This is a genomic window from Streptomyces sp. NPDC048419, assembly GCF_043200415.1.
In the GTDB taxonomy this organism is placed as follows: Bacteria; Actinomycetota; Actinomycetes; order Streptomycetales; family Streptomycetaceae; genus Streptomyces.
Map to the genome: position 1 here is coordinate 1 of NZ_JBICXT010000016.1, position 12,274 is coordinate 12,274.

The 12,274-nt window shown below is 71.2% G+C and carries 12 protein-coding genes, 3 tRNA genes and 2 pseudogenes; 9 read left to right on the forward strand and 8 right to left on the reverse strand.

The genetic code is table 11. The annotated features are described in order from the left end of the window. On the reverse strand, positions 1–116 hold a 116-nt coding region (locus tag ACGFYN_RS29295; RefSeq protein ID WP_393869087.1), incomplete at its 3' end, for a CoA-transferase. 210 nt (positions 117–326) lie between these two features. Here ACGFYN_RS29295 and ACGFYN_RS29300 point away from each other — a divergent pair. Next, positions 327–791: a MarR family winged helix-turn-helix transcriptional regulator gene (locus ACGFYN_RS29300; RefSeq protein ID WP_393868894.1), complete on the forward strand. Its 465-nt coding sequence runs from the start codon at positions 327–329 to the stop codon at positions 789–791. Between the two features lie 116 nt (positions 792–907). On the opposite strand, the gene ACGFYN_RS29305 is transcribed toward ACGFYN_RS29300, so the two are convergent. Beyond that, positions 908–1,894, reverse strand: a complete 987-nt coding sequence (locus ACGFYN_RS29305; RefSeq protein WP_393868895.1) for a DUF3048 domain-containing protein — start codon at positions 1,892–1,894, stop codon at positions 908–910. 181 nt (positions 1,895–2,075) lie between these two features. Between ACGFYN_RS29305 and ACGFYN_RS29310 the strand changes: the two genes are divergently transcribed. Further along, a complete protein-coding gene (locus tag ACGFYN_RS29310; protein WP_393868896.1) occupies positions 2,076–3,266 on the forward strand; it encodes a zinc-dependent alcohol dehydrogenase in 1,191 nt (396 codons plus the stop codon). An 18-nt stretch (positions 3,267–3,284) separates the two neighbouring features. On the opposite strand, the gene ACGFYN_RS29315 is transcribed toward ACGFYN_RS29310, so the two are convergent. Beyond that, complete coding sequence (locus ACGFYN_RS29315; protein ID WP_393868897.1) at positions 3,285–4,355, reverse strand: ATP-dependent DNA ligase; 1,071 nt, start codon at positions 4,353–4,355, stop codon at positions 3,285–3,287. Positions 4,356–4,428: 73 nt separating this feature from the next. Here ACGFYN_RS29315 and ligD point away from each other — a divergent pair, with 73 nt between their 5' ends. Beyond that, positions 4,429–5,532, forward strand: a complete 1,104-nt coding sequence (gene ligD, locus ACGFYN_RS29320; RefSeq protein ID WP_393868898.1) for a non-homologous end-joining DNA ligase — start codon at positions 4,429–4,431, stop codon at positions 5,530–5,532. Here ligD and ACGFYN_RS29325 read toward each other — a convergent pair. Together ACGFYN_RS29325 and ACGFYN_RS29330 are read right to left on the reverse strand one after the other, a co-directional pair. Then, a pseudogene (locus ACGFYN_RS29325) lies at positions 5,519–6,257 on the reverse strand (DUF1080 domain-containing protein); the annotation flags it as partial. The gene ligD and the pseudogene ACGFYN_RS29325 overlap by 14 nt on opposite strands. Then, a complete protein-coding gene (locus ACGFYN_RS29330; RefSeq protein ID WP_393868899.1) occupies positions 6,254–6,376 on the reverse strand; it encodes a hypothetical protein in 123 nt (40 codons plus the stop codon). The gene ACGFYN_RS29330 and the pseudogene ACGFYN_RS29325, both read right to left, overlap by 4 nt. Before the next feature lie 164 nt (positions 6,377–6,540). On the opposite strand from ACGFYN_RS29330, the gene ACGFYN_RS29335 reads away from it, so the two are divergent. Continuing rightward, positions 6,541–7,578: a LacI family DNA-binding transcriptional regulator gene (locus tag ACGFYN_RS29335; RefSeq protein WP_393868900.1), complete on the forward strand. Its 1,038-nt coding sequence runs from the start codon at positions 6,541–6,543 to the stop codon at positions 7,576–7,578. A gap of 102 nt (positions 7,579–7,680) precedes the next feature. Here the strand turns inward: ACGFYN_RS29335 and ACGFYN_RS29340 are convergent, their stop codons facing one another. Beyond that, positions 7,681–8,466, reverse strand: a complete 786-nt coding sequence (locus ACGFYN_RS29340; RefSeq protein WP_393868901.1) for a VOC family protein — start codon at positions 8,464–8,466, stop codon at positions 7,681–7,683. Between the two features lie 256 nt (positions 8,467–8,722). On the opposite strand from ACGFYN_RS29340, the gene ACGFYN_RS29345 reads away from it, so the two are divergent. The 5 genes and pseudogenes from ACGFYN_RS29345 (at position 8,723) to ACGFYN_RS29365 (ending at position 10,652) form a co-directional block, all read left to right on the forward strand. Continuing rightward, positions 8,723–9,010, forward strand: a complete 288-nt coding sequence (locus ACGFYN_RS29345; protein ID WP_393869088.1) for a WhiB family transcriptional regulator — start codon at positions 8,723–8,725, stop codon at positions 9,008–9,010. Positions 9,011–9,049: 39 nt separating this feature from the next. Continuing rightward, a tRNA-Gly gene (locus ACGFYN_RS29350) sits at positions 9,050–9,124 on the forward strand. A 10-nt stretch (positions 9,125–9,134) separates the two neighbouring features. After that, positions 9,135–9,206: transfer RNA gene (locus tag ACGFYN_RS29355), tRNA-Glu, on the forward strand. 9 nt (positions 9,207–9,215) lie between these two features. Continuing rightward, positions 9,216–9,287 (forward strand) — tRNA-Ala (locus tag ACGFYN_RS29360). Positions 9,288–9,324: 37 nt separating this feature from the next. After that, positions 9,325–10,652: pseudogene (locus ACGFYN_RS29365) on the forward strand (SDR family oxidoreductase). Positions 10,653–10,747: 95 nt separating this feature from the next. Here the strand turns inward: ACGFYN_RS29365 and ACGFYN_RS29370 are convergent. Beyond that, a complete protein-coding gene (locus ACGFYN_RS29370) occupies positions 10,748–11,101 on the reverse strand; it encodes a hypothetical protein (RefSeq protein WP_393868902.1) in 354 nt (117 codons plus the stop codon). A 106-nt stretch (positions 11,102–11,207) separates the two neighbouring features. Beyond that, positions 11,208–12,182 (reverse strand): acyl-ACP desaturase, encoded by a 975-nt coding sequence (locus tag ACGFYN_RS29375; protein WP_393868903.1) that lies wholly within the window; start codon positions 12,180–12,182, stop codon positions 11,208–11,210. Positions 12,183–12,274 lie beyond the last annotated feature (92 nt).

Consider the following 12,274-nt stretch of genomic DNA (forward strand, 5'->3'; position numbering starts at 1 on the left):
AGGGCCTGGATCAGCACATTGGGCACCCCACTCAAACCGAACCCGCCCACCGCCAGCGACGCACCCTCCGGCACATCCACCACCGCCTCAACGGCCGTGGCGACCACCTTGTCCATCCGTGAAGCCCCGTCCCGTCCGAGTACCCGGTCATCAATTAGTCAGGGCACTGAGTATTTCGGTGAAGTTTCCTTCACGCTGCCACTGTCCCTGCGAGGCGTCAAGGCCCTGACGAAAGGCGAGGTCAATACCAGGTGCGGCCGTGCAGACAGTTCGCGTCGTATCCGGGTATCGTCAGTGCACCAACGATTTCGACCTCGGGAGCGCACATGGCCGCGGTGGACCTCACCACCCACCCCGGGCACCTGGCCCGGCGGCTTCAGCAGGCCCACTACCTGCTGTGGAACACGATGGTCTCGGAGGAGATCACCTCGCCGCAGTTCGCGGTCCTCAACGCGCTCGTCGCCGAGCCGGGCCTGGACCAGCGCACGGTGGGGGAGCGGGTGGGGCTCGACCGGTCCACGATCGCGGAGGTGATCAGCCGGCTCGGCAGGCGCGGGCTGGTGGACAAGGTGCGTGACGCGCAGGACGGGCGCCGTTTCCTGCTGCGCCTGACCGACGAGGGCCTGCGCACCCACCGCAAGCTGACCGTGCGCACCGCCCGGATGAACCAGGTCTTCCTGGCGCCGCTCTCCGCCGACGAGCAGGCGGTGTTCTTCGAGCTCATCCGGCGGGTCGCCGACGCCGCCGAGGGGCTCCGCAACCCGGCGGAACCCCTCGTCGCGCAGAGCTGAACCGGCCACGGCCGAACCGGCCACGGCCGAACCGGCCACGGCCGAACCGGCCACGGCCGAACCGGCCACGGCCGAACCGGCCATAGCCGGATCGAACCGAGCCGAACCTGCCCCGTTCACAAGGCCTGGGCCAGCACCACCCACACCTGGCCCTTGGCGAAGTTGACCTGCTTGCCGTCCTTCGTCGTGAAGTGGGTGCCGTCCGTGGCCGCCCTGCGCTGCCAGTCGACGTCGTAGGCGCGCCCGTCGCGCAGGACGCTCGCCGTTCCCGAACCCACCGTCTCGGTGTACGGCGTGTTGTTGCCGAGGACGTCGTGGAAGGCGGACTTGTGCATCCTCACGTACTGCACGACGACCGTCGCGGGGGCCACCCGCTTTCCGTCGGTCGTCACGGTGGGTGTGCCGTCCATCGCGACCAGGTAGCGGTGCAGGCCCGGGGACCAGGTGAAGGTGAAGCCGGCGGCCGGGTAGTGGATCGTGCGCGTGGTCTCGGCCTTGCCGCCGGCGGGTGCGGCGCCGTAGCGGAAGCCGGTGGTGAGGGCGTCAGGGCCCGGTGCCGAGTGCATCAGGTCGGCGGGGCGCAGGTAGAGGTTGTGGGGTGCGGGTTTTCCGGTACCGCGGAAGTAGGCGTCGGTGGCCTTCGTGGGCGGCTCCGGGTTCAGCGGGGCCTGGTCGATGAGCGGCAGCAGTTTGTGCTGGGCGCCGGAGAAGGCGAGCGTCGGGTTGTCGAACTGGCGCAGCAGCTCCAGATCCGACTCGCGGGCACTGCGCACCGGCCCCACGGCCTGCGGCAGCGTGGTCGCGTAGATCGCCATCAGGCGGCTGAGACCGCCCTCGACCTGCTCGGCGTAGACGACGTCGGCGGCGTCCAGGCCGGTCTGGGGCCGGGCCGCGGGCGCGTTGTCGATCTTCACGGCGAGTACGGGGCGGACGGCGCTGTGCCGCGGGGTCGGCGTCTTCAGCTCTCCGCGTCCGTCGTCGGCGGGGCCGTGCTGTCCCGTGCAGCTGGCCGCCAGTGCGGCCGTCACCGAGGCGGCGAGCAGCGCCGCCGCCGTCGAGGTGCGTCGCAGGCGTTTCTTCCGTCTCGTGTTCACCGTGGCCACCACATCCCGTGTAGATGATTGTGCGCTTATACGTTCATCGGTGGCTATACCCGCTCGGTTCTGGTGGCGCGCGTTGAATACGCCCATTGGCCCCAGAACCTGCTTCGGGAGGCGGACGCCCGGGTACCCGGGCCGCACCGCAGGACCTGACGCACCGAAGCGACGGAGGGAGCACCACGCGATGAAGGCTGTGACCTGGCAGGGGAAGCGGGACGTGCGGGTGGAGGAGATGCCCGATCCGAGGATCCAGGAGCCCACGGACGCCGTCATCCGCATCACGTCGACCGGGCTGTGCGGCTCTGATCTGCATCTGTACGAGGTGCTCACGCCGTTCATGACGCCGGGCGACATCCTCGGACACGAGCCGATGGGCATCGTCGAGGAGGTCGGGCCCGGGGTGCCGGACCTCGCGGTCGGCGACCGGGTGGTGGTGCCGTTCCAGATCGCCTGCGGCAACTGCTGGATGTGCCTGACGGGGCTGCCGACGCAGTGCGAGACCACGCAGGTGTCGAGCGAGGGCATGGGTGCCGCGCTGTTCGGCTACACGCGGCTCTACGGCGCGGTGCCGGGTGCGCAGGCCGAGTATCTGCGGGTGCCGCAGGCCCAGTTCGGGCCGATCAAGGTACCGGAGGGGCCGCCCGACGACCGCTTCGTGTACCTCTCCGACGTGCTGCCCACCGCCTGGCAGGCGGTCGAGTACGCGGGCATCCCCAAAGGCGGCAGCGTCGCCGTCCTCGGCCTCGGGCCCATCGGTGACATGGCCTGCCGGGTCGCCCAGGTGCGCGGCGCCGGGCAGGTGTTCGGTGTCGACCTGGTGAGCGATCGGCTGCGCCGGGCCCGCGCGCGAGGTGTGGAGACCTTCGACATCAGGAGCTTCGACGGCGAGAAGGAGCTCGTCGCCGCGATCCGCGACCAGACCGACGGCCGCGGCCCCGACGCGGTGATCGACGCTGTGGGCACCGAGGCCCACGGCGGTGCGGCGGCCAGGCTGGCCCAGGCGGCCTCGGCCCTCCTGCCCCGCAAGATCAGCGGGCCGTTCGCCGAGCGCTTCAGCATCGACCGGCTGGCCGCCCTGTACACGGCGATCGACCTGGTGCGCCGCGGCGGCACGATCTCGCTCAGCGGGGTCTACGGCGGCATGGCCGACCCGATTCCGCTGCTCACGCTGTTCGACAAGCAGATCCAGATGCGGATGGGGCAGGCCAACGTCCGTCGCTGGAGCGACGAGATCATCCCGTATCTGACGGACGAGGACCCGCTCGGCGTCGACGACTTCGCCACGCACCGGCTGCCGCTGTCGGAGGCGCCGCACGCCTACGAGATGTTCCAGAAGAAGCAGGACGGCGCCGTGAAGGTGCTGATGACTCCCTGAGCCGGCTGCGGGCGTGACTCAGCCGGGGGAACGGAGGATCTCGTCCAGGTCGTAGCGGACCGGCTCCTCCAGCTGCGCGTACGTGCAGCTCTCCGGGGTGCGGTCCGGGCGCCAGCGGCGGAAGCGGGCCGTGTGCCTGAAGCGCGCGCCGTTCTCCATGTGGTCGTAAGCCACCTCCGCGACGCGTTCGGGGCGGAGCGGTACCCAGGACAGGTCCTTCTTGCCCGACCAGCGGCTCGGCGCGCCGGGCAGCCGGGCGTTCTCGTGCGCCGCCTCGTCGGCCCAGGCCGCCCAGGGGTGACCCGCGGGGTCCTCCATCCGCAGCGGCTCAAGCTCCTCGACGAGCTCTGCGCGCCGCTTCATGGCGAAGGCGGCGGACACGCCCACGTGCTGGAGACGGCCCTGGTCGTCGTGGAGGCCGAGCAGCAGTGAGCCGACGATCGGGCCGCTCTTGTGGAAGCGGTAGCCCGCGACGACGACGTCCGCCGTCCGCTCGTGCTTGATCTTGAACATGGCGCGCTGGTCAGGGAGGTAGCGCAGGGTGAGCGGCTTGGCGATGACGCCGTCCAGGCCCGCGCCCTCGTACTGCTCGAACCAGTTCTGCGCGACGTCGACGTCGGTGGTCGCCGGCGCCAGGTGGACGGGGGCGGTGACGCCCTGAAGGGCCCGTTCCAGCAGCGCCCGCCGGTCGGTGAGCTCCATGTCGAGCAGGGACTCGTCGGCCAGGGCCAGCAGGTCGAAGGCGACGAAGGATGACGGGGTCCGCTCGGCGAGCGTGCGCACCCGGGAGTCGGCGGGGTGGATGCGTTCGGTGAGCGCGTCGAAGTCGAGCCGCCCCTCCCGGGCGATCACGATCTCCCCGTCCAGCACGCACCGCTCGGGCAACCGCTCCTTCAGCGCCGCCACAAGCTCGGGAAAATACCTGGTCAGGGGCTTTCCGGTACGGCTGCCGAGCTCGACCTGCTCGCCGTCGCGGAACACGATCGCCCGGAACCCGTCCCACTTCGCCTCGTACTGCATGCCCGGGGGGATCTTCGCCACCGACTTGGCGAGCATCGGCTTCACGGGCGGCATCACCGGGAGATCCATGTCTCGATTCTGCTCGCATACGTCGCCTGCCGCCCGGTATGCGAGGTTTACCGGAGGCGCCTACCGTGGCGGAATGGGTGCAGCGGTGGAACTGGAGGCGGGCGGCCGCGCGGTCCGGCTGTCCAGCCCGGACAAGATCTTCTTTCCAGAGCGCGGTTTCACCAAGCTGGACCTCGCCCGCTACTACATCGCGGTCGGCCCCGGCATCCTGCGCGCGCTGCGCAACCGGCCCACCACCCTGGAGCGCTACCCGGACGGGGTGACGGGCGAGTCCTTCTTCCAGAAGCGGGCGCCCAAGAACATGCCCGACTGGATCCCGACCGCCCACATCACCTTCCCCAGCGGCCGCAGCGCCGACGAGATGTGCCCCACCGAGGAGGCCGCCGTGCTGTGGGCCGCCCAGTACGGCACTCTCACCTTTCACCCCTGGCCGGTGCGCCGTGACGACGTCGACAGCCCCGACGAACTGCGCATCGACCTCGATCCGCAGCCCGGCACGGACTTCGACGACGCCGTCCGCGCCGCCCATGAACTCCGCGCCGTCCTCGACGAGTTCGGCGGCCTGCGCGGCTTCCCCAAGACCTCCGGCGGCCGCGGCCTGCACGTCTTCGTGCCGATCGAGCCGCGCTGGACCTTCACCCAGGTCCGGCGCGCCGCCATCGCGGTCGGCCGGGAGCTGGAGCGGCGGATGCCGGAGCAGGTGACCATCAAGTGGTGGAAGGAGGAGCGGGGCGAGCGCATCTTCGTCGACTACAACCAGACGGCGCGTGACCGCACCATCGCCTCCGCGTACTCCGTGCGTCCCCGCCCGCACGCCCCCGTCTCCGCGCCGCTGAGCTGGGACGAGGTCGGCGTCGCCCACCCGCAGGACTTCGACATCGCGACCATGCCCGCGCGCTTCGCCGAACTCGGCGACGTGCACGCGGACATGGACGACCACCGCTTCTCCCTGGAGCCCCTGCTCGAACTCGCCCGCCGCGACGAGCACGACCACGGGCTGGGGGATCTGCCGTACCCGCCCGAGTACCCCAAGATGCCGGGGGAGCCCAAGCGGGTGCAGCCGAGCCGGGCGAGAAAGACGGCTCCGCCGAAGAGCGAGCCGGCTCCTCCGAAGAGCGAGCTGGCTCCTCCGAAGGGTGAGCCGGCTGCTCCGCCCGCTGAACCTACAACTCCTTGATCCGGATGTCCCGGTAGGAGATCACGTCCGACGTGCTGTGCACCTGGAGTCCTACGTAGCCGGAGGCGAACCGGCGGCCGTCCGTGCCCGGGCCGTCCGAGCGGGGCGGGGAGAACTCCTGGCCGCCGGTGTTGTCGAACTCGTTGAGCAGCACGCCGTTGCGGTGGACCGAGTAGTGCCGACCACCCGGATCTCGTAGTCGTTCCAGGTGCCCTTCTGGGTGACGCCGGCACCGGCGAGTCCGACGCGGTCGAAGCCGTAGATCGAGCCGGTCTTGTACATGTCGCCGTCGGGCCGGTCGAGCACCTGCACCTCGTGCCCGTATTTGATGGCGACACACTCCGGCCGTGACTCCTCCGGATGGTCGTGGACCCAGGGGAAGCGCACGAACACACCGGAGTTGGCGTTGCCCGTGCCCGGCGCGTCGTCACGCCACTGGAGCTCGAGGGAGAAGTCGCCGTACCTGCGCTGCGGGAACCACAGCATGCCCAGACCGTCCTTGGCGGTGCCGCTGGTGAGCGACCGTCGGCGTTCAGGCCGAACGAACCGCCGCCCACCTGCTCCCACTTGGCGAGGGACGCCGCCCTGCCGTCGAAGATCTTCCGGTAGCCCTCCGTCCGGCCCGGCTTGCCTGTGCCGGACTGCCGGGCGGCCTTCTGGACGGCGTTGTACTCGCGCTGGTCGAGGACGCCCTGCGTGAGCAGACTGTCGAGGACCGTCCTCACGTCAGCGTGTGCGGCATGCCCATCGTGTTGCCGGTGGCCGCGCTGTTCTCGAACACGATCGTCGCCGTGCCCGCGGCCGCGGTGGCGGCACGGACCCGTACTTGGTTGTCCAGAGCCACTCCGACATGGGGATGGTGGGGCTGTTCCTGGTGAAGAAGGCGGACGGCACGATTCCGGGGCACGAGCCCGGTCGTCACTGACCCGTGGCAAGCTTGTGAGCGCTCTCACCAACCCGCCCGCCTGGGGTTATCCTGATCGGCACCCGCCGATGAGGAGCTCCGAAGTGACCGAGACAGCGCCGCGACCCACGCTGGAGGCCGTGGCCGCCCGGGCCGGCGTGTCCCGGGCGACCGCCTCCCGGGTGGTGAACGGCGGCGACGGGGTGCGCGAACCCCTCGTCGAGCGGGTGCGCCGAGCCGTGGAGGAGCTCGGGTACGTGCCGAACCAGGCGGCCCGCAGCCTGGTGACGCGGCGGCACGACGCCATCGCGGTGGTCATCGCCGAACCGGAGACCCGCGTCTTCGCCGACCCCTTCTTCGCCCTCCAACTGCGCGGTATCAGCAAGGAGTTGACCGCCCACGACAACCAGCTCGTGCTGCTGCTGACCGAGGGCCGCGACGACCACGCCCGGGTCGGGCGCTACCTGGCGGGCGGCCATGTCGACGGCGCGCTCGTCTTCTCGCTGCACCTCGACGACCCGCTGCCCGGCCTGATCCAGCACGCCGGCGTGCCGACCGTCTTCGGTGGGCGGCCCGGCTGGAGCGACGGCCGCAGCGACGCGGTGTACGTCGACTGCGACAACCGCGCCGGAGCGCGCGAGGCGGTGGAGCACCTGGTCGGCCTCGGCCGCAGCCGGGTCGCGCACATCACCGGGCCGCTCGACCAGACCTCGGCGGCGGACCGGCTCGAAGGCTTCCGGGACGCGCGGGTCGACGCCGATCCGCAGCTGATCGTGGAGAGTGACTTCACTCCGGCCGGCGGCGAGCGGGCGATGCGTGAACTGCTGGAGCGCCGGGCCGACTTGGACGCGGTGTTCGCCGCCAACGACCTGACCGCCGCGGGTGCCCTGCGGGTACTGCGCGAACACGGGCGGCGGGTGCCGGAGGACGTGGCCGTGATCGGCTTCGACGACATGCTGCCGGTGGCCGAGCAGAGCGATCCGCCGCTGACGACGGTGCGTCAGGACATCGAGGAGATGGGTCGGTTGATGGCCCGGCTGCTGCTGCGCCGGCTCGGGCATCGGGCGCCGGCGGAGGGCGAGGCGGGCGCGCCGTCCAGCGTGGTGCTGCCCACCACGCTGGTACGGCGCGCCTCGGCGTAGTGCTCCGCCGGGCGAGACGTACCAGGTTGCCCTTCGGCTGCAGCGTCGTGGCTGGTCGCGCGGTTCCCCGCGCCTCCGACGGGGCGCCGGCCCGGGGACCCCTTACTGCTGCTGCGGGGCGCTCTTGATCACCGCGAAGCGGGCGCCGTAGGGGTCGGCCAGCTTGGCGATGCGGCCTACCCCCTCGATGTCGGTGGCCGGGGCGCGGACGGCGCCGCCCAGTTGCCGGGTCAGGGCGACCGCGGCGTCGGTGTCGGCGACCTCGAAGTACGGCAGCCAGTAGGCGCTCTCCTCGGCGGGGTCGTCGGCCAGGTCGACGATGCCGCCGAACATGGCGTCCTCTCCGGCGCCCGCGGCGTTGATGCACGTGTACGTGCCGCCGGGGAAAGGCACCGCGGAGGTCTCCAGGCCGAGGGTCTCGTGGTAGAACCAGGCCGCCTGGGCCATGTCGAGGGTGTAGAGCTCGACCCAGCACAGGGCGCCGGTCTCGTTGGCCTTGTCGAGGCCCTTGGTGCGGCCCGGCTGCCAGATGCCGAACGGCACGCCCGCCTTGTCGCCGAGGATCGCCATGTGGCCCTCACCCATCACGTCCATGGGCTGCATGAGCACCTTGCCGTGCGCCTGCTCCGCCGCCTTGGCGGTGGCGTCGGCGTCGGCGCTCTGGAAGTAGACGGTCCATGAGGGCGGGCCCTGCTCGGGGGTGGTCTGCATGCCGCCGGCCACGGTCCTGCCGTCCAGCTGAAAGAAGCCGTAACCGCCGGCGTCCGGCCCCGCCGACTGGAACTGCCAGCCGAAGAGACCGCCGTAGAAGGTGATGGCGCCGTCGATGTCGGAGGTGCCGACGTCGAGCCAGTTCGGAGCGCCGTTGACGAAACGGGTGGTGAGCATCATCGCCCTCCTCGGAAGGGTCCCGTTCTCTGCACTGCCGAGTCTTGCACCCCACACTGACAAACGCTGCCGGAGCGTCCAGGCGGGTCGGAGCGGAGGAAGCGGTTCCCCGGATGCGGCAGCGGAGGTGACCAGGAGTATCGGGCATGGTTCGGACTTGTTTGCGACGCGTTCCGCGCGCCGCCGTGCGCCGCCGGGTGCGGGCGCGCCACCATCGAGGCGGCCGGAGGCCCCCGGCGGCGGCGTTGATCGGGCGTTGATCGAACGTTTTTCGCCGCCCGGCACGCTCTGGTCCATGCACATCGACATGACCGCCCCGACGGACCTCGCCTGGCAGGCCGAGGCGCTGTGCGCGCAGACCGGGGCCGACTTCTTCTTTCCCGAGCCGGGCAGCTCGGTGCGTGAGGCCAAGCGCATCTGCGGCATGTGCGAGATGCGGCCGCTCTGCCTCGCCTACGCCCTGCAGAACGACGAGCGCTTCGGTGTCTGGGGCGGGCTGTCGGAGAAGGAGCGCCTGGAGCTCCGGCGGCGCGAAAACCGATGAGCCCGGCGGGCCCCGCTGCGGTTAGGATCCGGGGGCTCACCCGGGCGTAGCGCAGAGGCAGGCGCACTCGCCTTGCCCAGGCGGAAGACATCGGTTCGAATCCGATCCCCGGGCTGCGTCCGTGGGCCCTGTCGAGCAGAGGCAGACTCGCCGCCTTCTCAGGGCGGATACGCCGGTTCGAATCCGGCCGGGGCCCACCGCGCAGGGGACGGTAGCGCAGAGGCAGGCGCACCTTCATGGCATGAAGGACACGTCGGTTCGAATCCGGCCCGGCCCACCGCACGACACGGCAGGGCGGGAACGGGGCGGGACACATGACTGACGCGATCGGCGACGAGGAGCTGGCCGCCTTCCACCGCACGGTGGGCAGGCTGCGCGCGCTGCCCGTCGACGACCCCGTGCGGCTGCGCGCCGAGCAGGTCCCGCCTCCTTCGCCCGCGACGGCCGGCTGCGGCGACGCAGGACGCGCGGTGCGGAGTTGTCCGCGGCGGACGCCGACGCGATGGCCGCGACCGCGACCGGCGCCCGGGAGCGGCGCGAGGACGCACCGCTCGCCGTCCCCGGCAGCTCGGGCGTCTTTCGCAAGCCGCGCAGTTGCTACATCTGCAAGTCGCCCTATCGACAGGTCGACGCCTTCCATCACAGGCTCTGCCCGGACTGCGCCTGCGACAACACGGCACGGCGCGCCCTGAGGACCGATCTGAGCGGGCGCCGCGTGCTGCTCACCGGCGGCCGGGTGAAGATCGGTTTCCAGCTCGCGCTGATGATGCTGCGCGACGGCGCCCAGCTCCTGGTCACCTCGCGCTTCCCGCACGACACCGTGCGCCGATTCCGCGCCGAGCCCGGGAGCGGGAAGTGGCTCGACCGGCTCACCGTGCTCGCCGTCGACCTGCGCGATCCACGCCAAGTGCTCGGTCTGTGCGAGGAGTTGCGGGCCGAGGGCGAGCCGCTCGACATCCTCGTCAACAACGCCGCGCAGACCGTGCGGCGGCCGCCCGAGTCGTACGCCCTGCTCGCCGGTGGTGAGGTCGACGGATTGCCCGAGGGCGCCCGGCAGGCGCCCGGCTTCACCCCGATGCGGAGGCTGGAGAGCGGCGCCGCGTCCCTGCCGGTCGCGCTGCGCGAGGCGGACGAGGCCGGGCTGCTGCCCGCCCCCTCCCCGGAGAACTCCTGGTCGGCGCGGCTCGGCGCGCTCGACCCGGCCGAGGTGCTGGAGACCCAGCTCGTCAACGCCCTCGCCCCGGCGCTGCTGTGCGACCGGCTGCTGCCGCTGCTGCTCGCCTCGCCGCACCCGCGCCGCTACGTCGTCAACGTCACCGCGGTCGAGGGCCGGTTCGCCGTCCGGAACAAGATGGCGGGCCATCCGCACACCAACATGGCCAAGGCCGCCCTCAACATGCTCACCCGCACCAGCGCCGCCGAACTCGCCGGGCAGGGAGTCCACATGTGCGCCGTCGACACCGGCTGGATCACCGACGAGAACCCGGCGCCGAAGAAGGAACGCATGGCCGGGGCCGGTTTCCGCACCCCGCTGGACATCGTGGACGGAGCGGCCCGGGTGTACGACCCGATCGTGCGGGGCGAGGCCGGGGACCCGGTGTCCGGCGTGTTCCTCAAGGACTACCGGGAGGCCCAGTGGTGACCGGGGAGACGGGGCGGGCGTGCACCTCCGGCGAGACCGGCGACGACCCGGGCACCGCGGCCGGAACCGACGCGGTGCGCTGACCGCGGCCGGTGTCAGCGCCGCAGCGTCATGAACACCTCCGTCCAGAACCGCTGTTGCTGCGGCGACGCGCCCACCAAATACGTCGCCCGCAGCGTCGCCGGCAGCAGGGCGACCAGGCGGCCCACGGCGGCGCGGTGCCTCTTCAGCTGGGACAGCTCGGCGTTGGCGAGGATCTGGTGGACCACGTCGCTGTCGTTGCCGCCCTCGGAGGAGTGCACGGCGGCGCGGCGCAGCCGGGCCTCCCAGGCGTCCACGTCGCGTGCCAGCTCGCGCAGGCCGGTGACCGGGCGACCCTTGAGGCGGTCCATCAGCGCGGTGAGCGGCACGGGCGCGAACTCGCCGTCGCCGAGGCAGACCGTGCCCATCTCCAGCGGCAGCCCGCGCCGGTGCAGCTTGATCAGCCGCTCCAGGGTGCGCTCGGTGATCCAGGCGCAGGCGGGCGGTGATCCGCACCGGCAATTCGGTGCGTCGTCAGGCCTTCGCCCGGGCCGCCATCCGCGCCTTGCGCGCAGCGAGCTTCTCGTCGAACTTCAGGGCCTCCGAGTCCAGGCCGCCCATGAAGAGACCGAGTTCCTCCTGGGCCTGGACGCCCTCGGGGCCGAGGCCGTCGATCTCCAGGACCTTCAGGAAGCGCAGGACGGGCTGGATTACGTCGTCGTGGTGGATGCGGAGGTTGTAGACCTCGCCGATGGCCATCTGGGCCGCCGCCCGCTCGAAGCCGGGGATGCCGTGGCCGGGCATGCGGAAGTTGACGACGACGTCGCGCACGGCCTGCATGGTGAGGTCCGGGGCGAGCTCGAAGGCGGACTTCAGGAGGTTGCGGTAGAAGACCATGTGCAGGTTCTCGTCGGTCGCGATGCGCGCCAGCATGCGGTCGCAGACCGGGTCGCCCGACTGGTGGCCGGTGTTGCGGTGCGAGATGCGGGTCGCGAGCTCCTGGAAGGCGACGTACGCGATCGAGTGCAGCATCGAGTGGCGGTTGTCCGACTCGAAGCCCTCGCTCATGTGGGACATGCGGAACTGCTCGAGCTTGTCCGGGTCCACCGCGCGCGAGGCGAGCAGGTAGTCGCGCATCACGATGCCGTGCCGGCCCTCCTCGGCGGTCCAGCGGTGCACCCAGGTGCCCCAGGCGCCGTCGCGGCCGAAGAGCGAGGCGATCTCGTGGTGGTAGCTGGGGAGGTTGTCCTCCGTCAGGAGGTTCACCACGAGCGCGGTGCGGCCGATCTCCGTGACCTTGGACTGCTCCTTGTCCCAGGCCTCGCCGTCCTCGAAGAGACCGGGGAAGTTGCGGGCGTCCGACCACGGCACATACTCGTGCGGCATCCAGTCCTTGGCGACACCCAGATGCCGGTTGAGTTCCTTCTCGACCACTTCCTCCAAGGCGTACAACAGCCGGGCGTCGGTCCAGACGGCGGGACTGCCGAGGTGCGGGGAAGTGATCGTCACGGGAACTCCAGGGGGACGCGACAACGGGGACAGGCCGGCGAGCGGTGCCGGAACCTACGGGATCGTAGGCTACGAAACCGTAGGCTACGAAA